We start from the raw sequence: 22,694 nt of genomic DNA, 5'->3' as shown, positions 1-22,694 counted from the left end.
GATTTAGTTGTTTATTTATCGCCCTGTTACGAGCCGTAATTCAATTAGGTTCAAACATATCAACAATAATCAAAAACTGTTCCATTGTCACAATTGAATCCCAAATTCGTTTATTTTGACTTAGATGACACTCTCTTAGATCACAAAAAGGCAGAACAAGCTGGTCTTCTGGATGTACATCAGCACTTTGATATGTTTAATGGCGTTTCTGAAGACAACCTTTTGGATACGTATCATCATATCAACAAAGGCTTATGGGAAGAGTATGGACGGGGAGAAATTGATCGCCATGAATTGCACCGTCGTCGGTTTCAGGAGACTTTTCGTGAGCTTGGACTGGACGAGTCAATGTATGATAAAGCCGGGAAAGTATATATGAATTACTACCGCAATCATTGGGAATGGATTGAAGGAGCTAAAGAAGCCTATGATAAAGTGGCTGGTAAATATGAGGTAGGTATCATAACCAATGGATTTGCTGAGACCCAGCGTTTGAAAATTGATCAGTTTAATTTCAAAGATTCTGCCAGACATATTGTCATTTCTGAAGATGTGGGGGTGATGAAACCCGATCCGAAAATCTTTGATCACTCTACAGAGTTAGCCGGAGTAAACCGGGAGGATATTCTGTATGTAGGAGATTCCTTTACCTCCGATGTTGTAGGTGGCTCTAAAGCCAGTTGGAAAGTGGCCTGGTTTACAAAAACACCTATTGAGCAAGGATATAAGCTTGCTGATTTAATTTTTGATGATTTTGAACAGCTGTTGAAAGCTTTGGATGTTTGATTAGTTATGCATCATGTGCATTGGTTCGCCTGCCATCATTGAATACCCTCTCCAAATTAGCAGTAACCCAATGATGATAGCAAAGTACGAAGAGAAGGGGCGTAACTTTGAGCGTAATCCTGGACTAATAAAACCCGGCGCCATATTCATCATTAGCATTACGGGTAGGGTTCCCAGCCCAAACAGTGCCATATAAATTGCACTATGAAAGGTAGTGGAGGTAATGAGGGCTGCTGCCAAAGCTGTGACTACAAACCCGCAGGGCAGAAAGCCATTCAATAAGCCGATAAAAAGGGAAGAAAACCGAGAGCTACTTTTATAAAGTTTCGAAATATGTTTGGTGATTTTTGAAGTAAGGCCAGAGTAAAGAGCATTAGCTTTTGCGGGTAGTTTAATGTGAGGAAAAAGAGCAAAGATAATTACAAGTATTCCAAGAACTATAGAAAGCACATTCTGATATCCGGCAATAGTGGCGCCCAATCCCAATATTCCAAATACAAATCCTATAAAAGCGTAGGTGAGAATGCGTCCAAAGTTGTAAAGCAATCCCCGAAAAAACATGGAACTAGTGGACCGGTTTTCCCCGGGGATGGCTAAGGCAATAGGTCCACACATACCAATGCAGTGGAAACTGCCTAATAGGCCTAAGGTAAATCCTGTCCACAGTTCCATAAATTGTTTAAATAAAAATGTTTTTCTCCTCGATGTAAGAAAGCGAGTCGGTTTGCCATTCAACGGTTAGTTTCCAGCGACCTTTTTCAAATTCACTTACAGGGATGGTTTGAAGTCCTTCTGTGTCAAGGTTTAATCTGTATTTCTTGTCCAGTTCAGGGTTGTTAGGACGATAGAAAGTGACGTTACCAGAAAGTGAGTCAGACATAATTTCTTTAGGGAAGATTAACTTTATGGAAACTGTGGGCTCATCAAACAAAACCACCACCGGGTTTTTCAGGTTTTCGGCACGCTTTTTTTTGTCGATGGTTTGCTGGTATTCAACTCCTTCCTCGTAATGGTCGTTTGAGACGAGGTAGAAATCTAAAGAAATCATATAGCTTACCACACTTAAGGTAGCGACGACAAAAACCGTAACCGCCAACACGATACCGGTTCCCCAGTTAAATTTTTTCATAGGATTATTTATTACTGATATTGGCCGGACCTAAAAATCCGGATGTTACCGTTTCTAGTTTTTTACCGTTTGAGTAGATGCCAAAAGTTAACTCTGTCTGTAAGCCGGTTAGTTGTGACTCAGGTATTTTTACTAAAAACCGGCCTTCGGCAGAGTTTTGTGAAGGAACAGATTCTACTGCTCCAAGAGATATAATTTCACCTTGAGGACTTTCCAATCGTAATTCGAAATCGAGTTCTTCAAATGTTTTATTCAGCACTTTAAGGTTGTAAATGTTGCTGTACATATCATTTGGGAGCTCTTGATATAAGGTTCCCGGTTCACGCAAAATAGAAGTTTCCGTATCGGGGCGTAATGTTAGTAACGTAACGAAAGTGGTTAAGAGAATGAGCAAAATACCCGAATATCCGGCTACGCGTGGAGTGAGTACTTTTTGCTTTCCTTCCCGAATGGCATTCTCCGATGAATAGCGAATGAGTCCACGTGGTTTATCAATTTTCTCCATCACTGAATCACAGGCATCTATGCAGGCTGTACAGTGTACACATTCAAGCTGGGTGCCATTTCGGATATCAATTCCCATCGGGCAAACCTTCACGCACTGGTAACAATCAATACAATCGCCAAAAGTTTCGTTAGCACTGAAGCCAAGGTCTTCCAGGGTTGCTTTACGGTTTTCAAGCTGGAAGCGGTCTTTAACACTAGCACGGGTTTCTCCCCGCTTGTAATCATACATCACATTGATAGAGTTGTTATCCAGCATTACCGATTGCATTCTGCCGTAAGGACATACAAAATGGCAAACTTGTTCACGCATGAAAGCAAAAACCCCATAAAAGACACCGCTGAAAATAATCATGGAGCTCAGTCCGGCAAGGTGTTCAGATGGTGGGTCGGTGATGATTTCGAAGAGTTGGTCAGGTCCAATGATATAAGCCAGGAACATATTTGAAATCAGGAAGGCTATGCCAAAAAAGACTCCGTGCTTGGTCGTCTTTTTCCAGATTTTCTCGAAGTTCCAGGGTTTATTGTTGAGTCTGATTTGATCTCCTGCATCACCTTCAATCCAGTATTCAATTCTGCGAAAAACCATTTCCATAAAAATGGTCTGAGGGCAAGCCCATCCGCACCATAATCGCCCGAAAATGGTAGTAAACAACACTACGAACAAAATGAATGACAACATTCCAAAGACGAGCAGATGTAAATCTTGTGGCCAGAAAGCCACGCCAAAAATCACAAACTTTCGTTCGAGAATGTTCAGTAACAATAAGGGATTGCCATTAATGGTGATGAACGGTCCTGAAAAGAAAAAAGCCAATAGGAGCACGGCAACTACATTACGGGCATTGTAATGGCGGCCATCTGGTTTTTTGGGATAAATCCAGTTGCGCTTGCCTTCCTCACTTACAGTAGCAAGGTGGTCGCGAAACTGTTTCTTGTCAATTCTTCTTTTTTCTTCTAACGATGCCATTTTTTTCGCTCTCGTTTATTCGACCTCAAATAATGCCCTAATGTATTTTTCTTTTGTGATGATTTTATGAATGTGATAAAGTGATTGGGTGATGAAGTGATAAGTAGGTTTTTGTTGATCAAATGCCTTACTCATCACTTATCATTATCACTTCATCACTGAAATCACTCAATAGTACAGGGTTGGGCCCGACTCATATCCGGCGCTTTGGCTCCGGCAGGTTCCGTTCCCTGAATAGATGCTATGTAACTGATCAGGCTTTGCACTTTATCATTAGACATAGGCGCACCACTTCCGTATGCGATCATACCTTTGTCGGGAAAGCCTTCGATAATACTTGCAGCCATTTCCTCGGCAGAACAGCCGTGAATCCAGAGGTCATCGGTAAGGTTAGGGCCAACAAGCCCTTCACCATTGCTCCCGTGGCAGGTGTAGCAAAGGTTACCGTTACTCATGAAGATCTCTTTTCCTTCAGTGATGCGAGCTTCGTCTTCCAGGTATGCCCAGGTAAAATCACTTCCTCCCTGAGGGTCAACATCACCGCTACTATCCAGATTGTATTGCTCTTCGGCTGCTGCCATTTCCATTTCGTAGAGTTCTTCCTGAGAAGGACCACCGAGCATATAGTAATATACCATGTAGCCAACACCCCACGCAATGGTGAAATAGAACAACCACAACCACCAAACAGGCATATGATTGTCGAGTTCGCGGATGCCATCATACTCATGATCGAGTAGCAGATCTTTTTCGTCGTCTAATATTTTCATTGCTCTGATTGGTTATAGTTCATCTTATCATCTTCGAGGGGGAGGCGTGCCGCATCATCCCAGTGATGCTTTCCTTTTTTGATCAGATAAATGATCATAATCACGAAAAAAGTGAAAAACAGAATCAGGGAAATGCTTGGATATATCCCAATATCTTCAATGGCACGTAATACATTCTTATACATGATTACTCCTCCTGCTGTGGTTTGAAATTCGCTTGAATTCGGTCACTGGACGGAAGTGCTTCCCAGGGGTTTTCTTCTCCTCTAATATCGATTCCCAGTCGTTGCATGTAAGCAATAATGGCAATGATCTCTTTATCGGAAGTGATTTGTATTCCGTCAATCTGATCAAATCCGTTATCTTTCAGGCCTTGAGTGATTGCTTCTGCTTGTGCTTCCAGATCACGAATAGCTATGTCTTCATATCCTTCCACATAAGGTACACCCACACTTCTCAGCGCGTTGATACGATTTGGAATGGTTTCCTTGTCCATGTCTTGAGTAAATAGCCATGGATACGCCGGCATAATAGAACCGGGAGAAGTCGAAGTTGGATCGTACATGTGGCGAACGTGCCACGAATCAGGATATTTACCTCCGATGCGGTGAAGGTCAGGTCCTGTCCGTTTTGATCCCCAAAGGAATGGGTGATCGTAAACGAACTCACCGGCTTTAGAATATTCTCCATAGCGCTCAGTTTCAGAACGGAATGGACGAATCATTTGTGAGTGACAGTTATTACAGCCTTCCTCGATGTAAATATCGCGTCCTTCAATTTCCAGCGGTGTGTACGGTTTCACGCTTTCAATGGTAGGCACATTCGATTTAACGAGGGCAGTAGGTACGTATTCCACAACACCCCCAATCAAAATTACAACCAATACCAATACAGTCATTTGTATAGGGCGCGATTCCAGTCGACGATGCCAGCTTTCTTTATGTCCTTCTGCAGGGTTGATAATTGCCTGAGCTTCATCAACTTCAGATTTCTCAAGAGAACCTTGTCGGGCAGTCTTAAAGATATTATAACTACCTATTGCTGCACCGATAATGAACAAGGTTCCGCCTACCGCACGCAGCGCATACATTGGGATGATCTGAGTCACGGTTTCCAGGAAGTTTGGATACTGAAGAAGACCATCAGCAGTGAATTGTTTCCACATTAAACTTTGAGTAATTCCGCCCCAGTACATTGGGATCACATAGAAAATGGCTCCCATGGTAGCAAACCAGAAGTGAACGTTGGCCAGCTTCACGGAATAGAGCTTAGTTTTGTAGATCTTCGGTGTGATGTAATACAGCATCGCGAAGGTTAAACCACCATTCCACAATAGCGCACCGTTATGTACGTGACCAATGATATAGTCAGAATAGTGAGCGATGGCATTCACGTTGGCGATAGAAAGCATTGGGCCTTCAAAAGTTACCATACCATAAGCGGTAACACCGACAACAAGGAACTTCAGTACCGGATCTTCTCGAACCTTATCCCAGGCTCCTCTCAGGGTAAGTAAACCGTTGAGCATACCACCCCAGCTCGGTGCAATCAGCATCAAGCTGAAAACCGTACCCAAAGCCTGAGCCCATCCGGGAAGTGCAGTATAAAGCAGGTGGTGAGGTCCGGCCCAGATATAAATAAAAATCAGCGACCAGAAGTGAACGATAGACAACCGGTAAGAGAATATGGGCCGGTTTGCTGCTTTCGGGATGAAGTAATACATAATACCCAGAAAGGGTGTGGTGAGGAAGAAGGCAACCGCATTGTGACCATACCACCACTGAACCAGGGCATCCTGAACACCGGCGTAAATCGGGTAACTTTTCAGTAAGGTGGCCGGCATTTCAAAAGAGTTAACCACATGCAGAACAGCTACTGTGATGAACGTAGCTATGTAGAACCAAATAGCTACATAAAGGTGTTTCTCCCGGCGCTTGATGATGGTCATGATCATATTGATACCGAAGATCACCCAAATGAGAGTGATGGCGATATCAATAGGCCATTCCAGCTCAGCATATTCCTTACTGGTATTAATCCCGAAAGGAAGGGTTAAAACAGCCGAAACAATAATAGCCTGCCAGCCCCAAAAGTGAATATTACTGAGTTTCTCACTCCACATACTGGCCTTACAAAGCCGTGGAAGTGAATAATAGACCCCGTAGAATATGGCATTTCCGGCAAAGGCGAAGATCACAGCATTGGTGTGCAGTGGTCGCAGTCGTCCGTAAGACAGTTCCGGTATAAAGCCTAGAAAGTCAGGAAAGATCAGTTTGAGAGCGATGGTTAGCCCTACTATAAAACCGATTAAGCCCCAGATAATAGTGGCTATCCCGAATTTCCGGACGATTTCGTTATCGTAATGAAAGGTTTCTAATGATGACATTACTCATCCCGATTTTTGTGGTTAGTTGTTTTTTTGTTTGAATTCGTATCGTCAAAAAGTACACGCATCGATGGTGTGTACTGATCGTCGAACTGTCCGCTTTTCACTGCCCAGAAAAACAATCCCAGGAAGATTAAAGCGACCATTAAACTGAAGGCAATAAGCAGATAAATTACTTCCATATAGCCAGCCCCAGTTGTTGCGCTTTATAGCGCGTGGTTAAAAAGGTAAATACCATCACACTAATAGAACTCAATGGCATCAGGATGGCCGCAACTAAGGGGGAAAGGTGTCCTGTAATGGCAAAGGCCAGCCCAATGGTGTTATATAAAAGTGAAAGCACAAAACTCATGATGATGATATTCATGCTTCCCTGTGAAAATTTGATGAAGTTCTTCATTTTTTTAAGTGAATCCCCTTCCAGAATAGCATCACAAGCCGGAGAAAATGAACTGATGTCGTCGGAGAGGGCAATCCCAAAATCACTTTGTTTCAAAGCACCCGCATCGTTAAGCCCGTCACCAATCATTACTACTTTTTGATTTTCCTGCTGAAGCTGTTTGATGAATTCAAGCTTTTCTTCAGGTGATTTATTGAACAGTAGTGATTGTTGCCGTTCAAAGTATCCTTCAAATTCTTCTTTTTGTGTTTCATTATCTCCGGAAATAAGGAAAGTCATAAATTGGTCTTTCAGCGCTTCCAGAAGTTCAGAAACCCCACTTCTAAGTCCGGCTTTGATTCCAAAATAGCCAAGATAATTCCCATTGACCGATACATGAGCGACCGAACCAATGAAATTTGTTTTTGGGATTTTGGTAACGGCAACCTCTGTTTGTTCAGCCAAAAACTCCCGGGATCCAATACAGATCAATTTTCCATCCACAGAAGCGAAAATGCCTTTTCCCGATACCTCAAAAAAACTATCCGGCGTGTTAGTGACATTGACATCAGCCTCTAAAAATGCCACAATTTTACGGCTAATGGGGTGAACCGATTGCTTACATACCGACAAGAGGAGCATTTTTCTTTCTGAAGAAAGCTTTCCACCTTTAAATTCGATATTTGCTTCTTCTTTATTGGTAAGGGTCCCGGTTTTATCAAATACTACAGATGTGGCTTTGGATAAATTCTCAAGCAAGAGATGGTTTTTGACAAAAAGCCCATTGATCGAAAGCACATTCAAAGCGGAACCCAAAGTAAATGGAGTAGAAAGTGCTAAAGCGCAAGGGCAGGCAATAATCAAAACAGCTGTAAAAACGGAAAGCGCCATTTCCATTCCTGACGCCTGAAGCCAGAACATTCCCGCCAGAGCTGATATCCCTAAAACAGACACCGTGAAATACGGACTGATTCGATCAGCAAAGCTGGTGAGTTTGAGCTCTTTCTCGTTGTTGGTGAACGCCTCATTGTTCCAGAGCTTGGTCAGGTAGCTGTTTTCTACTTCTTCTTCGGTTCTGAGCAATGCAGAAGTGCCACTTAGCTTAGCTCCGGCATAAACTAAATCCCCTTTAGTAACTTCAACAGGATCCGATTCTCCGGTTATAAAACTGTAATCCACCAAGGCTTTTTCTGAAAGAAGGGTAGATTCGCAGGGAACGAGCTCCTGGTTTCTCAGCCTGATCTCCATGCCAGGGATCAGCTTATCAAGTGAAACTGATTTTTCAATGCCGTATTCATTTGTGACATTTACAGCGATTGGCAGATAAGATTTATAATCACGATCAAAAGAAAGACGATTAAAGGTTTTTTGCTGAACGAGTTTTCCAATCAATAGAAAGAAAATAAGTCCGGTAAAAGAATCCATATAGCCGGTTCCGGTTCCGGAAACAATCTCATAAACGCTTCTGCCAAATAGAGCCACAATTCCAATTGAAATGGGAACGTCCAGATTTACCCCACGCTGACTCAGAGCAGCAAAAGCTGATTTCAGATAATCACTACTGCTGTAGATAAGTACCGGTAGTGCCAATATGATATTAAGTGCGCCAAAGAAAATGTGAAACTGGCCGCCAAGCCCGCTGTTCCCCATGTCCAGATAATCAGGAAAGCTGAAGAGCATGATGTTCCCAAAAGCAAAACCAGCCACTCCCAATTTTAGCCACAAAGATCGGTTTTGGTGAAATTTCGAAGTTTTTGAATCAAGCTTATCTAAGCGAATTTCCGGTTCGTAGCCAATGGTAGTGAGTTGCTCTACTACATTTCTAAGCGAAGTCTTCTCAACATCGATAAGAAGGTCTAATTCCCGTTTCAGAAAGTTGACTTTAGTTTGAAGAACACCCGCATCCAGCTTTTGAAGGTTTTCCAGCAGCCATACACACGATGTACAATGGATGTTGGGGATATATAAAGAAACCGAAAGTTGTTGCTGATCACGAAAGTCAGCAATACGAGAAATCACTTCTTCATCTTCCAGGTAGTCGAAGCGGGTACGAGACTTGGTATTCTTAAGGTTGATTCCAGGGTTAGTTTCCAGGTCGTAATAAGAGCAAAGTCCGTTTTCATCGAGAATTTGAAAAGCAGTTTGGCAGCCGTTGCAACAAAAAGGTTTATCCTGAAAATGAACGACAGCATCCAGACATACCTCACCGCAATGGTAGCAAATATCAGTTGATATGGTTGCAGTGGCCTTCCCCATTATCTGAATGAAGGCACTCCATTTGAAAATTGCAAACGCAAGTCGAACCATTTCTTTGACATACGTTTATCTACATCATCAAAGGAGGTATCATTAAGCCACTTCTCGATTTTCTTCCTCTCAACCGACCAAAATTCATGGAATGGGCAGGGTTCAATATGGCCGCATCCCTCAATTCCCATAAAGCATTTATCAAAAAACTCAGTTCCGTCGATGGCAGCAATAATATCCATCATGGTTATTTCTTTCACGGGTTTGGCCAGGTAAACTCCACCATTTAATCCCCGCCGGGATTTTAAGATCCCAGGCTCTTTAAGCTTTGCCAGAATCTGAGAGAGGTAAGCCGTAGGGCAATTCAGGGATTTCGATAAATAGGAAGCAGACACAGCACCTTCTTCAGAATGTTTGGAAATTGCTATAATCGCAGAAATGGCATATTGAGCCCCTTGTGAAATTAATCTCATAGGTAATTATTAATTGAATAATCATATTCTAATATCAATATTAGATTTTAGGGAGATTCTAAATTACAATCAATATCTGGCAGAGCTTTTTTGTTATTTAGAATTTTTCTAAAAACAGGAATCTCTTTAAATAATATTCACACTTGCTGCATATTATCCTCAAAACAAATTTACAGATTTAACTATGAGCGGATATATAAAAGCACAAGAGGCAGTAAAAGCTATTAAATCAGAAGACCGGGTTTTTGTTCACGGGGTTTCAGCTACGCCGGTACAATTGGTGGAAGCCATGACCAACCGGCATCAGGAATTGAAAGATGTGGAAGTTGTTCATCTTCATACGGAGGGGCCCGCACCTTATGCTGAACCAGAATATAAAGATAGCTTTTTTGTGAACGCACTTTTTGTAGGTGCTAACGTTAGAAAAGCAGTAAATGAAGGCCGGGGAGATTACGTGCCGGTATTTCTGAGCGAAGTACCTAGTCTGTTCAGGAATAATATTCTTCCGCTTGATGTGGCTTTAGTGCACGTTTCTCCTCCTGATAATCATGGGTATTGTTCATTGGGTGTTTCCGTGGATGCAACCGTTGCCGCTGTTCAAACAGCGAAGCATGTAATTGCCCAGGTAAATCCGAATATGCCGCGAACGCATGGGGATGGTCTTATCCATGTAAATAAAATTGATGCTTTAGTGGAAGCTAATGATCCATTGCCAGAGCAGATCGTTCCTGAACCCAATGAAGCAGAACTTAAAATCGGGAAGTATTGTGCTGAATTGATCGATGATGGGGCAACTCTGCAGATGGGGATCGGCGCCATTCCAAATGCAGTACTCAAAAGCCTGACAAATCATAAAGATTTGGGTGTTCACACCGAGATGTTTTCAGATGGAGTTATAGAGCTGGTTGAGAAAGGAGTCATCAACGGACGGAAGAAAAAAATCCACCCGGGAAAAATTGTATCTGGATTTGTTATGGGTTCCCGGAAAACGTATGACTTCATCGATGACAACCCGGCCGTGGCTATGCTGGACATTGCCTACATCAACGACACTGCTGTGATTCGCCGAAATCCTAAAGTAACGGCAATAAATAGCGCCGTGGAAGTAGATTTAACCGGACAGGTTTGTGCCGACTCGATAGGAACGTACCATTATTCCGGAGTAGGAGGACAAATGGACTTTATTCGTGGTGCATCGCTTTCACCCGGAGGTAAACCTATTATTGCATTGCCGTCAACTACCAATAAAGGAATCAGCCGCATTGTGCCTTTTCTGAAACAGGGAGCCGGGGTAGTAACAACCCGTGCTCACGTACACTATGTTGTAACCGAATATGGAGTGGCTAATCTGTATGGAAAAAATTTATGCCAGCGTGCAAAAGCTTTGACTGGAATTGCGCATCCAGACCACCGTGAAGAACTGGAGAAAGCGATACACGATCGGTTCAATAAAAAATAGAAAGGCGGTAAGTGAGTTAGAGCCTTTTCTTAAATAATCGTACCTTTGGACTTTCTGAAATTATAACGCTTCAATCACTCCATCGGAATGTCGCAAACTACGATCCAAGAACCGGAAGTTACCCTAGAGCTGGCCGAAGAACATGGCCTGAATGCTGAAGAATTTGAAATGATAAAAACCCGGCTGGGTCGGGTGCCTACATTTACTGAATTGGGGGTTTATTCAGTAATGTGGAGTGAACACTGTTCGTACAAAAACTCTATTGTTGAACTAAAGAAACTCCCAAGTGAAGGAGAAAATTTGCTGGTTGGAGCGGGAGAAGAAAATGCAGGTTTGGTTGATCTTGGCGACGGACTAGGATGCGCTTTTAAAATTGAAAGCCACAATCATCCATCAGCAATTGAGCCTTATCAGGGTGCAGCGACAGGAGTGGGAGGCATTCACCGCGATATTTTTACAATGGGCGCACGGCCGGTGGCAAGTTTGAATTCGCTTCGATTTGGCTCCATGGAAAACCCACGGGTTCGTTATTTACTGGATGGAGTGGTTCGCGGTATTGGAGATTATGGTAACTCATTTGGCGTACCTGTTATAGCCGGAGAAGTTTGTTTTGATGAAAGCTATGAAGGCAATCCACTTGTAAATGCCATGAGTATTGGATTGGTGAAGGAAGGGGAAACGGCATCTGCGATTTCAAAAGGACTTGGAAACCCGGTTATTATTGTAGGAGCGAGTACAGGACGTGATGGGATTCACGGGGCAACTTTTGCTTCCGAAGAAATCAGTGAAGAAAGCGAAGCTAAACGCCCCAGTGTTCAGGTTGGAGATCCATTCACTGAAAAACTATTACTTGAAGCCAGCCTGGAAGTTTTAAAAACCGGCGCTGTAATTGGTATGCAGGATATGGGGGCAGCCGGGATTGCCTGTTCTACTTCAGAAATGACAGCCAAAGGCGGACAGGGAATGAAAATTGACCTCGATAAAGTGCCCGCCCGCGAAGATGGCATGACTGCTTACGAATTACTTCTCTCTGAAAGCCAGGAACGCATGCTGATTGTAGCTGAAAAAGGCAGAGAGCAGGAAATTATTGATGTATATGAAAAGTGGGATCTGCACGGAGTAGTTATCGGCGAAGTTGTGGATACTGAGAATGTAACCTATTGGAAAGATGGTGAAATCAAAGCCGATATTCCGGCTGAGCACCTGGTACTCGGAGGTGGAGCGCCTCAATATATACGTGAAACAAAAAAGCCTTCCTATCTTGATGAAGTTCAAAGTTTTGATATCGATTCATTAGATCATCATGATAATTATTCCGAGACGGTAACACGATTGCTTGGGTCGCCAAATATCGCGTCCAAGCGATGGGTGCACGAACAATATGATACCATGGTTCGTACCAACACCGTTACAGGTCCAGGCGCATCCGATTCAGGAGTAATTCGAATCAAGGGCAGTAAAAAAGGGCTGGTAGCGAAAACTGACTGCAACGGTCGCTATGTATACCTGAATCCTCGTAAAGGCGGGCAAATTGCGGTAGCTGAATCAGCCAGAAATGTAGTTTGTTCGGGAGCCAAACCGATGGCAATCACCAACTGCCTGAATTTTGGTAATCCTTATAAGCCGGAAGTATACTGGACTTTTAAAGAAGCTTTGGGTGGAATGGCTGATGCCTGCCGGGCTTTAAATACACCGGTTACAGGAGGAAATGTAAGTTTCTATAATGAAAATCCGAATGGAGCTATTTTTCCATCACCTATTATTGGAATGCTAGGGGTTATTGAAGATATAGAGAAGCATGTAACAACTCCGGGATTCAAAAAAGAGGGCGATGTTGTTCTTTACATTGGAGCTGACCGAAAGGGATTGGGAGGAAGTGAGTATCTGAAAACAATCCATGAGCTGACAACCGGTGACGCCCCAGAGATAGATCTTAACTTTGAGGTAAAACTGCAGGAAGCGTTGTTAACCGCCATTAAAACTGGTTTGGTTACAGCTGCTCATGATGTCTCTGACGGTGGATTGGCTATTACACTTGCTGAAATGGCCATTTTTGGTAAAAAAGGAGCAGAGGTTTCTGTGGAAACGATGAAAGGTTCTACTCATGAAATTCTGTTCAGCGAGGCCCAATCAGGGGTGGTAATCACTATCCCGGCAGCTGAACTGCAAACGGCAAAACATCACTTTGAAGAAGCAAATGTTCCGATGTTTGAATTGGGTGTGGTTAAAGGAGATGCTCTCGAAATCAAAGACCTGGTTTCGCTGAATGTTGCTGCTGCTGAAAAAACCTATGAAAGTGCGATCCCCAAAGCGATGGAAGCCTGATATCTTTTTTTATGATCCGAAATGCTGCTTTTTATTTGAAATAGATAAAGCAGCAAGCTTTGGTACGGTAAACTTCTTTTCGAGAAAATCTTTGGGAGTAATTCCTATTACTTTTTTAAAGTCTTTGATCATGTGACTTTGGTCAAAATAGCCAAGATCATATCCGGTTTGGGTGAGGCTTTCTCCTGAAAACATCAACTTATTCAACAGGTAATTGAAGCGTATGAGGTTTGCATACTGCTTTGGGGTAAGGCCTGTAGCATGCTTAAAATTCTTTTCTAAGGTAGATTTATGCATCCCAAAGGAATCACAGAATGTTTTTACAGTCACAGATCCCTGATTCTTTACTACCTCCGAAATGAAAGCAGATATAATATGATTCTGCCTGGGTACTTTAACCTGTGATGAAAGCCACGCATTAATCTTTTCAATAATTTTTGGGGCAGGAGTATTCTTAAGAGCTTCATCCATAGCAAGGTCAGCGAGTTCTGGCATGACCTGTTCCAGAGGGTAACCTGCTTCATTTAGTTCTTGCAGGCTTATTCCGGTTAGTTGTTGAATAGCTCCTGGATTGAATCTCATCCCCAGGCATTTAGTGTATGGTTTTTGATATACTTTTACCGCTTTACTAAAAGCCGGAACCAGACTGCAATATTCTACCAAATGCTTTTTGTTCTTCTTCACATCATCTCTCAGGTAATTTCCATTTAGCATAAAGATAACATCTGTGCTGCCGTCAGGAATTATGAAGTCATAATCCTGTTCGAAATCATCCGGATGCAGAGTGCTGATCCAATAAGATTCTACAAGATGACGTACATGTTTCGGAGCCGTGTATTCAACGTAATCCATAAAATGTGATTCTTACTTTGCTATATGTGTACTTCAACGCAAAATACTAATGAATGTTAATCAGAAATTCGTCTTTTTTACAAGGGTACTATCAGCCAGATTCTGTATGATTCGGTCAACTTTCAACTAATGGTTCTGCTATGAAATTAATTATGATTCTAACGGTGATGGCTTTGGCTGTTTACAATACATCTTATGCTCAAACAAGCATCTCTGATTTAGAACCTGAAGCGTACTTCGATTTCTGGGTTGGAGAATGGGAATTATCGTGGACCGATAACCAGGGGAATGCCGGTGCAGGTACAAATCTAATTGAAAAAACACTTGATGGTGTCGTTATTCAGGAAAATTTTAAAGCTACAAAAGGAAGAATCGAAGGATATAAAGGCATGAGTGTATCGGTTTATAATCCACAAAGGGAATCCTGGCATCAAACCTGGGTAGACAATCAGGGGGGGTATATCGACCTGAAAGGGTTGATAGATGGGAATAAGAGAATCTTTCAAACAGATGAAAGGCCCGGTCCTCAGGGAGGCACCATTATAAACCGAATGGTATTCTACGATATTGAGAAAAATTCTTTTACCTGGGATTGGGAGTCTTCAATAGATGGTGGAGAAACATGGTCTGTAAATTGGCAAATTCACTATAATCGCAAGTAGAAAAACATAAGTATATGAGGTTCCTTTATTTATTGGCCACTCTAATGCTGATCGTAAGTATTCAGCCGAAGCTGGTTGCACAAGACAAGACGCCGTCGGAGATCCTTAGGTTGAGTCAGGAAAGACACGATCCGAATGCAAATTGGGAATCGGCTAAGCTCCATATTCATCTTCAGGAACCTCGTCCTCAAACTCCCTCTAGATATTCTATACTTTACCTGGACAACGCTACGGGAGAGTTCAGGCTAACCCGAACAGTGGAAGAAGGGGTGATAGAGCGAATTATAACACCAACTGGAGAAGCAAAAATATTACTCAATGGGAGCGATGATTTTTCGGAAGCTATTAGAGAAAAATATAGGCTTAATGCCGGGAGAAACAGTGGGTATAAATCATTTTACCAAATCCTTAATGGACTTCCAATGTCTTTAAATAAAAATGTAGTTGAGGAAATTCAAAGAGGAGAAGATGGAGTATTTGAAGAGATGGAAATATATACGATTCGTGTTGAGCTTATTGAACAAATAATTAGCAAATATTGGGTGCTCCACATTGCTAAAGAAGACTATTCATTAGTTGGGTTGAAGTTTGATCATCATGAAGATTCTAATCAGGAAGATGAGCTTATTCATTTTGGAGGGGAATTTACATTCGAAGAGGTTATCATTCCTAGATTCAGACATTGGTATCATGAAGATTCAAAAGAATACCTTGGAACCGATGTTATCGTTAAAGAGATTCCTCAAAATTAGAGGAACGAAAAACCCTGTTTTCTAATTTTTCCTGATGACTATTTATCAAGAAAAATTATCAGATTATGGAAAATAAAATCGTACTCATTGTAGGCGGGTCGGGTGGAATTGGAAGTGCAACTGCTAAACGATTTGCCAAAGAGGGAGCGAGGGTGGTATTGGCATCCCGAAATAAAGCCAATGTCGAAAGAGTTGCTAAAGAGATTAATGACAACGGCGGAGAAGCATTCGCGATAGAAGTGGATGCGACCAATCAGTCTTCTGTTGAAAAAATGACTAGTGAAATAGTGAATCAACTGGGTAAAATTGATGTCCTGGTGAATGCATTCGGACAGGGTATAATACAGCCTTTCATGGAAATTGATCCGAAGGACGCCAAAGAAATTATCGACACCAACGTGTACGGAACTTTTCTGGTTACCCAAACGGTGATGAAAAATATGAAAGAAGACGAAACAACCTCAGTGGTCATGTTTCCCGGTACAATGGGTAAGTTTGTTATGAAGAATGCATCGGTATATGCAGCTTCAAAATTTGCCATCCAGGGGTTTACAAAAGCTTTGATTGAAGAACAAAGACGTGGAAAAACCAAATTCTCTTTACTCTACCTAGGTGGGGTAGATACGCCTTTCTGGGATGACGAAAGAGTGAACATGCGTGTCAAGAAAGAGATGATGCTTACTCCGGGTGAAGTAGCTGAGGCTGTGTTCTATGCCGTTAACCAACCTTCAGGTTCCGTTATGAATGAAATGGTGATTCAGCCGGAAAGTCATCAGTTAGTATAAAGAAAGTCGCGACTCGTTTATACAATTGAAAAGCTGATTTTGTTAGGTGAATATTCACTAAAAGCTAGTAAATTTCTCGTACAGTTAAGCGGTATTAAATAGCTTAAAAGCTCTGACTAATGTAAAGTCAAAAAATACTGTGATATTGAACATGAAATCAGTGTACCTACCATTATTCTGTCTGTTTTTCTTGTCTTTTGATTCCTGTATTAGCCCGGAAAAGCAAAATGCATATGTACCAAAAGATATTGCCCTTAAGCCATTCACTGTTGAGCCAAAGATTCAAACAATGGTTATAGGCTCTTATCACTTTGCCCAGGAAACTGACATCGATGAGCTTTCCCCGGAGAACCAGAAAGAAATAGATAAAATCCTGAATGCTTTAGAGAAGTTTCAGCCAACTAAAGTTGTGATTGAAAAAGAGCCCCAATACACGGATCGTTACAATGAAGTTTATCAAAGATACCGTGCTGGAACACTTTCCATTGACACCCTTGCTAATGAAACATTCCAGCTTGGGTTTAAAATGGCACATAGAATGGATCATGATTCCATTTACCTTTTTGACAATAAGCCGGAGTTTATTGGATCTCTGGAAGGATTCACCTTTTCCGGTTTCAATGAGTATGCAGCTCAACATGATTCTGCTTTCACTCAAGAGCATATGGAACAGATTGGCTCAAATTTTGCCTTCAACGACAGCTTGCTCAGATCACTTCCGTTATATGAACATATTCGTTTGAAGAATTCGCCGGAAGCCCAACAAATAAATGCAAACCGTATGCACATGTATGAGATGAGAGTGGGTATAGCTGAAAACTGGATGGGGCCGGACTGGTTGGGCCGCATTTATCAAAGGAATATTCGCATGATGGGACATTTGTTGAAAATAAGTAAACCAGGTGACCGGCTTATGGTGGTTGTGGGTGCTAACCACAAATGGATACTGGAAGATTTGATGAATAAGACGCCGGATTTTAAAGTTATCAGTGCATATAAGTTTTTGTGAATTCTCTTGTAATCTATTTTGTCTCGGCAACACCGTTGAGTCCTTCTGGAAATTTTTTTGCAGCATCTTTAAACTGAGGGCGTACAAAGAAATTTTCCATTAACATGCCTGGTCTGCCGGATTTTAATTTATATCTGAAAGTAAAAGAGGCTTCGGTTTAGTGATTATTTAACCTTATTAATTCAAGAATCCCTTTCATGAATTCATGAGGAGGTAACATCTTGCTCCCGATTACTTCGGTTTCAATCCGGTCCATTTCTTTCCATTCACTTATTTCTTCTTCTCGAAATATTCTCCATACAGGAAGCACATGTTCAAAATGCAGAATGAACTGACACTATATTTCAGTAAAAAGCTCCAATGAAGGACTGGATTTCATTAAAATGAAGAACTTCTTAACCTCAAAAAATCTCTTATGAGCAGGAAATTAACTCTGATATTTTCAGTTGGCCTTTTTTTGATCAACGGGCTGTATGCGCAGCAATTGAACTACATACACCATGACTTTTCTTTAGAATCTGAAGTCTTGGATGAAACCAGGTCCGGTAAAGTATTTCTTCCAGAAACTGTTCAGGAGCCTCTTCCGGTTTTATATGTTTTAGATGGGGAATGGAATCATGAGTTAGTTTCCGGGATGGTTGGCCACTTTGTTCGGTGGAATCGAATTCCTGATATGGCAGTGGTAAGTCTGGATAACATTAACCGAACCAGGGATTTTACTCCGACAGAAGATAATCAGCGATATCCTGGGAGTGGTGGCGCTGAGAAATTTTTAGAATTTGTTGAGGAAGAGCTGATACCTCAAATGGAACAAGAGTATAATTTAAGTGACTACCGAATTCTGTTTGGCCATAGTTTTGGAGGATTATTTTCTCTGTATACATTGAAATCTCAGCCTGAGCTTTTTGAAGCTTACATAGCGGTAAGTCCGAGTGTGTGGTGGAAAGACCGGTTCATGTATGGAGAGTATGAATTCCAGGAGTTGAACAATAAACCTTTTGTATATGCGACTGCAGGAACCAATGACCGTACGAACAATACCGCTATAGAGGAATACGTATCATTTTTGGAAGAAAGCGGTAATGCGGATCACCTCGAATTATATTCGAATATTCATGAAGGAGAAGATCACTTTACTAACGTTTCCATTACGCTGCATGAGGGATTAAAAAAGCTATTTCCGGTTGATAAATTTGAGCAGGAATCAATTTCAGCCTGGAATGAAGGAGGCAAAAAGGCAATTCAATCCTGGTATGAACACTCAACCTCAGAATATGGATATCGCTTTCGGCTTCCAGAGGAGTCCATCAGAACCTATGCTTATAACCTTCATGCTGGTGAAAGCAAGACAAAAGAAGCTATAGAACTTTTGCAATGGCTGGCTTCTGTTTATGATGAAAGCTATCAAGTGTTCTATTTTCTGGGAGCTGTGGCTGCTGAGGATGGCCAAAAAGAATTGGCCATACAAAATTACCGGAAAGCACTGGAAGTAGGGAACATGCCACCAAGAATGCGGACGGTCATCGAGCGGAACTTAGCTGAAGTTCAAAAAAGTAACTCAGGATCATGATGTTTTTTAAAGTCATACTTCTGCAATCGCTTATTACTCTGTTTGGTGATGGTACTTTATCAACAGATAAAGTAGACTATGGAATTGCCTTTACACCGGATGAAAATGTGGCCTATGTGGTACGTCATGATGGAAAGTGGGGAAGCAGGGAAAATCCTCCATCAAAAATTCATCGGTATGTAAAGAAGGATGAGAACTGGATTAATTCAGGTTATGCAGATTTTAGCGATAAGGATTCCCCCTGGTCTGATTCAGATGTATTTATTTCTCAGAACGGGGAAAAAGCATTTTTTGTAAGCAATCGCCCATATTCTGGAAAGAAAGGTAATCGTGATCCAGATATATGGATGGTAAAAAAGGATGGAAATTCATGGGGAGAACCAACTCCTTTGGATATAATAAACTCTGATGGTTATGAAGCTAGTCCCGTTACAGATGGAGATGGGAATGTTTACTTCACTTCAATCAGGGAAGAAGGCCCGGGACTAGGTGATATCTATGTCTCGATGATCACAAAAGATGGCAGGTACTCAAAGCCAAAGCTGCTGGAGGGAAAAGTAAACTCTCCACACGGCGAATGGAACCTTATAATATCGTTACAGGGAGATTGGATGATTTTTGAGTCTTCCGGACGTCCGGAAGGCTTGTCTCCATATGGAGATTTATACTTTAGTAAAAAAGATAAATTTGGGATGTGGTCTTCACCAGTTCATATTGACAGAATAAATACAACTGGATCAGATTTAAATCCAAGGATTATTTACGAATCAAAAATCATCGTGTGGGCAAGCAGCAAAGAATTAGGCCATACCGGAAGCAATTTCTATAGTCTAAATTTTGAAGAACTTGGCTTTGAAATAAGTCAAGATTAATCAGCAACCGGACATTTATCTAAAGATGTTTTATATGCCTTTTCAAGAATATCCAGTCCTTCATCAATCTGATCTTCCGTAATAGTAAGAGGTGGTCGGAAACGGACGGTGTTTGGCCCACAAGAGAGTATCATCAGTCCGTTACTAACGCATTCTTTAATTACGGCATCACGGGAATGCCCATCGGGTAAATCAATAGCGCAAAACAAGCCCTTGCCTCGTGGATTGGTAAAATATTCGTGATTATCGGCTAAAGCCTCCAATCTGGTTTGAAGGTAATTCCCGACTTTAGAGGCATTTTCGACTAGTTTTTCTTCTTCAATAATATCCAGAATTCGACCGAACCGAACCATATCAACCAGATTACCACCCCATGTTGAGTTAATCCGGGATGAAACATGGAAACAATTCGTTTTAACCTCGTCTACACGATTGCCAGCCAAAATACCACAAACCTGAGCTTTTTTTCCAAAGGCTAAAATATCTGGTTTAACATAGTGTTCATGAGCCCAGAACTTTCCCGTCATTCCTACTCCGGTTTGAACTTCATCATAAATAAGAAGGGCCTCATGTTTATCAGCTAAATCTCTTAGTGCCTGATGAAACTCAAGGCGGAAGTGTCGGTCACCACCTTCACCCTGAATGGGTTCAATTAAAATACAGGCAATGTCATCTTTAAACTGCTCGAAATATCTTTCGGCTTGAGCAATAGCTAATTCTTCCTGTTGCGCTGTTTCCTGAATATTTTCTTTAGTAGCTGGAAAAGTCATGGCCGGACTAACAACTCGCGGCCAGTCAAATTTCGGGAAGTACTTTACTTTATTAGGAACTGTATTTGTCACGGATAAGGTATAGCCAGAACGCCCATGAAAAGCTTTTTCAAAATGCAGAACTTTGTGGCCCTTTTCTTCTCTGTAACCCTTCTCAAAGTTTTTCTGCACCTTCCAGTCAAAGGCTACTTTCATGGCGTTTTCAACAGCAAGTGCACCTCCTGAGATGAAAAAAGAATAGGGCATGTAATCAGGAATTCCTACACGATCGAATGATTCCATAAACTCAGCCATGTCTTGTGTGTAGATATCTGAGTTAGAAGGTTTATTGATAGCCACACGGCCTAGTTTAGCTATAAAATCTTCATCCTGCGCTAGCTTGGGATGATTCATACCCAGAGGGTTTGAAGCAAAGAAAGTGAAAAAATCCAGATAGCGTTTACCTGACTTTGAATCGTATAAATAAGGACCTTCACTTTCTTCGAGGTCCAGGACCATTTCATATCCGTCTGTAAGCATATGCTTACTTAATATCGATCGAACCTGATCGGGGGTAATTGTCATACTATCTCGCATTTATTAACTCCTAACATAAAATTTACTATTAGCAGAAGCTACCAAATAGAGCGAATTGCCTCAATAGCGTTTAAATACACTAAAGTTAGAATTGCCTTTTTTTGATAGGGTATCAGTGCTAGACCACATACAGTTATTTACACCAGCCAACAGGTATTTCAACTGTTTTTGAAAACGTCTTATACTCAACCAGTATTTCAATTTCAGAGTCAGGGTTATTTATGAAGCTTCCTTCGGAACCAAGTTCTGCATCTCCACTTAAAAGGGTGTATGAAGCAGTATGTGCTAGTGAATATTTAACCTGATTAGAGAGTGTTATTATGGGATTCATTCTTCTGAAATATTTTCCGGGAGAAGATTGGCTTGGAATACATTCCAAAACTACTTCAAGAGAGACTGGTTCAGGGTTTTTATCAGTGCTGAAGAAGACTTTTAAAGGAAGGTCGATTCTTTGAATCCAATCTTCTATAAAATGAGCTCCGTTTGGTACTTCGTAATAAAAATTTTGTACGCCCGGCATCAATCCACTCCGATCTAATTCAGCATATAAAGGGATGTAATAATTCCATTCGTTGGTACCTATATCAAACCAAAATTTTTGCCCGGAATTATAAGGTCCATCTACCTCAGAGAAAATGCTGTAATCAGCTACCCAAAGCGAGCCCGATAGCCCGGCTGAATATTTTATTTTTTCAGGAAAATTAAGCCCCATCCAAGTAGAGATCAGTCCTCCAAGAGACGCTCCCAAGATCCCAACTTCAGTGGTGTCAATGGAGAACTTTTCGTCTATAAAAGGAATCACCTCGGTAAAAATGTCTTGCGCATAATTGAGGGCTTTTGGTTTGTATGGTCCCCAGTTTGATGTAATCCAGGGGTCATTGTAGGGTATATACCAATTGTTTCTTTTCCCCCGACTGTGAATAGCTACAGCAATAACGGGCCTGATGTCCCCACTTGAAATCAGGTTTTGAAGAATCTGATCCATGTTCCAGGAAAAATCCCCAAACATATTCTCACCATCATTCAGAAGTAAAAGGGAGTAGGTGGAATCTGGTGTATAATTTTCTGGAATAAAGACATCAATTACCATTCCATTATTTAACCGAAATCGGTTATCCCAATTTGTTGTTGACGGTTCTTTTTTGTCTGTTGATAATGGAGTGGAACATCCGGAATAAGCGATAAGAAAGCAGAGGATAAACACATACTGAAAACATCTCTCGGGCCAGAAAAATATTGTTTGCTTCATTCTTGCTGTACTAAAAAAGTTGTGGGTGTACAGTTTAGATAATATCGAATACGTTCAATGCGAGCTCATCAAAGAAAATGAAGTGATATTATTAAAGGATGAAGCGCTATTCTCAGGTAGGTAACAGATCGTATTTAAGTTTTGTGCATTATAAATTCAGCCTGTAACA

The 22,694-nt window shown here is 41.5% G+C and carries 21 protein-coding genes; 9 read left to right on the top strand and 12 right to left on the bottom strand.

What is annotated here, in order from left to right; translation table 11 throughout:
• The first annotated feature begins 84 nt into the window (after positions 1–84).
• Positions 85–786, top strand: a complete 702-nt coding sequence (locus RIB15_RS08875; protein WP_350201791.1) for an HAD family hydrolase — start codon at positions 85–87, stop codon at positions 784–786.
• On the opposite strand, the gene RIB15_RS08870 is transcribed toward RIB15_RS08875, so the two are convergent.
• The 9 genes from RIB15_RS08870 to RIB15_RS08830 form a co-directional block, all read right to left on the bottom strand.
• Positions 787–1,458 (bottom strand): sulfite exporter TauE/SafE family protein, encoded by a 672-nt coding sequence (locus tag RIB15_RS08870; RefSeq protein WP_350201790.1) that lies wholly within the window; start codon positions 1,456–1,458, stop codon positions 787–789.
• Positions 1,459–1,465: 7 nt separating this feature from the next.
• Positions 1,466–1,915 (bottom strand): FixH family protein, encoded by a 450-nt coding sequence (locus RIB15_RS08865; RefSeq protein ID WP_350201789.1) that lies wholly within the window; start codon positions 1,913–1,915, stop codon positions 1,466–1,468.
• Between the two features lie 4 nt (positions 1,916–1,919).
• Positions 1,920–3,389, bottom strand: a complete 1,470-nt coding sequence (gene ccoG, locus RIB15_RS08860) for a cytochrome c oxidase accessory protein CcoG (protein ID WP_350201788.1) — start codon at positions 3,387–3,389, stop codon at positions 1,920–1,922.
• A 164-nt stretch (positions 3,390–3,553) separates the two neighbouring features.
• Positions 3,554–4,159 (bottom strand): cbb3-type cytochrome c oxidase N-terminal domain-containing protein, encoded by a 606-nt coding sequence (locus tag RIB15_RS08855; RefSeq protein WP_350201787.1) that lies wholly within the window; start codon positions 4,157–4,159, stop codon positions 3,554–3,556.
• Complete coding sequence (locus tag RIB15_RS08850; protein ID WP_350201786.1) at positions 4,156–4,344, bottom strand: cbb3-type cytochrome oxidase subunit 3; 189 nt, start codon at positions 4,342–4,344, stop codon at positions 4,156–4,158. Before RIB15_RS08850 ends, RIB15_RS08855 begins: the two co-directional genes overlap by 4 nt.
• 2 nt (positions 4,345–4,346) lie before the next feature.
• Positions 4,347–6,545 carry a cytochrome-c oxidase, cbb3-type subunit I gene (ccoN, locus tag RIB15_RS08845; RefSeq protein WP_350201785.1) on the bottom strand — a complete coding sequence of 733 codons (2,199 nt, stop codon included), beginning with the start codon at positions 6,543–6,545 and terminating at the stop codon, positions 4,347–4,349.
• A complete protein-coding gene (gene ccoS / locus RIB15_RS08840) occupies positions 6,545–6,727 on the bottom strand; it encodes a cbb3-type cytochrome oxidase assembly protein CcoS (protein ID WP_255132812.1) in 183 nt (60 codons plus the stop codon). Before ccoS ends, ccoN begins: the two co-directional genes overlap by 1 nt.
• Positions 6,718–9,180: a heavy metal translocating P-type ATPase gene (locus RIB15_RS08835; RefSeq protein WP_350201784.1), complete on the bottom strand. Its 2,463-nt coding sequence runs from the start codon at positions 9,178–9,180 to the stop codon at positions 6,718–6,720. Before RIB15_RS08835 ends, ccoS begins: the two co-directional genes overlap by 10 nt.
• Positions 9,180–9,644 carry an RrF2 family transcriptional regulator gene (locus RIB15_RS08830; RefSeq protein WP_350201783.1) on the bottom strand — a complete coding sequence of 155 codons (465 nt, stop codon included), beginning with the start codon at positions 9,642–9,644 and terminating at the stop codon, positions 9,180–9,182. Before RIB15_RS08830 ends, RIB15_RS08835 begins: the two co-directional genes overlap by 1 nt.
• 184 nt (positions 9,645–9,828) lie before the next feature.
• Between RIB15_RS08830 and RIB15_RS08825 the strand changes: the two genes are divergently transcribed.
• On the top strand, positions 9,829–11,103 hold the full coding sequence (locus RIB15_RS08825) for an acetyl-CoA hydrolase/transferase family protein (protein WP_350201782.1): 1,275 nt from the start codon (positions 9,829–9,831) through the stop codon (positions 11,101–11,103).
• An 87-nt stretch (positions 11,104–11,190) separates the two neighbouring features.
• The gene (gene purL, locus RIB15_RS08820) at positions 11,191–13,428 is read left to right on the top strand and encodes a phosphoribosylformylglycinamidine synthase subunit PurL (protein ID WP_350201781.1); all 2,238 of its coding nucleotides are present in this window, start codon (positions 11,191–11,193) and stop codon (positions 13,426–13,428) included.
• Positions 13,429–13,437: 9 nt separating this feature from the next.
• Here purL and RIB15_RS08815 read toward each other — a convergent pair whose 3' ends face one another.
• Positions 13,438–14,280, bottom strand: a complete 843-nt coding sequence (locus RIB15_RS08815) for a helix-turn-helix domain-containing protein (RefSeq protein ID WP_350201780.1) — start codon at positions 14,278–14,280, stop codon at positions 13,438–13,440.
• A 140-nt stretch (positions 14,281–14,420) separates the two neighbouring features.
• Here RIB15_RS08815 and RIB15_RS08810 point away from each other — a divergent pair, with 140 nt between their 5' ends.
• From RIB15_RS08810 to RIB15_RS08785, 6 genes are all read left to right on the top strand, one after another.
• Positions 14,421–14,942: a hypothetical protein gene (locus tag RIB15_RS08810; protein ID WP_350201779.1), complete on the top strand. Its 522-nt coding sequence runs from the start codon at positions 14,421–14,423 to the stop codon at positions 14,940–14,942.
• Positions 14,943–14,956: 14 nt separating this feature from the next.
• Complete coding sequence (locus tag RIB15_RS08805) at positions 14,957–15,694, top strand: hypothetical protein (protein WP_350201778.1); 738 nt, start codon at positions 14,957–14,959, stop codon at positions 15,692–15,694.
• Positions 15,695–15,759: 65 nt separating this feature from the next.
• Complete coding sequence (locus RIB15_RS08800; RefSeq protein ID WP_350201777.1) at positions 15,760–16,479, top strand: SDR family oxidoreductase; 720 nt, start codon at positions 15,760–15,762, stop codon at positions 16,477–16,479.
• A 151-nt stretch (positions 16,480–16,630) separates the two neighbouring features.
• A complete protein-coding gene (locus RIB15_RS08795; RefSeq protein WP_350201776.1) occupies positions 16,631–17,488 on the top strand; it encodes a DUF5694 domain-containing protein in 858 nt (285 codons plus the stop codon).
• A gap of 415 nt (positions 17,489–17,903) precedes the next feature.
• Entirely contained in the window at positions 17,904–19,058 is a 1,155-nt protein-coding gene (locus RIB15_RS08790; protein ID WP_350201775.1) for an alpha/beta hydrolase-fold protein, read from the top strand.
• Positions 19,055–19,930 (top strand): hypothetical protein, encoded by an 876-nt coding sequence (locus RIB15_RS08785; protein WP_350201774.1) that lies wholly within the window; start codon positions 19,055–19,057, stop codon positions 19,928–19,930. The genes RIB15_RS08790 and RIB15_RS08785 overlap by 4 nt, the downstream gene beginning before the upstream one ends.
• Here RIB15_RS08785 and lat read toward each other — a convergent pair.
• On the bottom strand, positions 19,927–21,276 hold the full coding sequence (gene lat, locus RIB15_RS08780) for an L-lysine 6-transaminase (protein ID WP_350201773.1): 1,350 nt from the start codon (positions 21,274–21,276) through the stop codon (positions 19,927–19,929). The genes RIB15_RS08785 and lat overlap by 4 nt on opposite strands.
• 133 nt (positions 21,277–21,409) lie before the next feature.
• Positions 21,410–22,525, bottom strand: a complete 1,116-nt coding sequence (locus RIB15_RS08775) for an alpha/beta hydrolase (RefSeq protein WP_350201772.1) — start codon at positions 22,523–22,525, stop codon at positions 21,410–21,412.
• Between the last annotated feature and the right edge of the window lie 169 nt (positions 22,526–22,694).

Origin of the sequence: Gracilimonas sp. (assembly GCF_040218225.1) — a bacterium.
Classification (GTDB): domain Bacteria; phylum Bacteroidota; class Rhodothermia; order Balneolales; family Balneolaceae; genus Gracilimonas.
The sequence above is the reverse complement of the archived record's forward strand: the minus strand, read 5'-3'. Positions and strand labels throughout refer to the sequence as shown.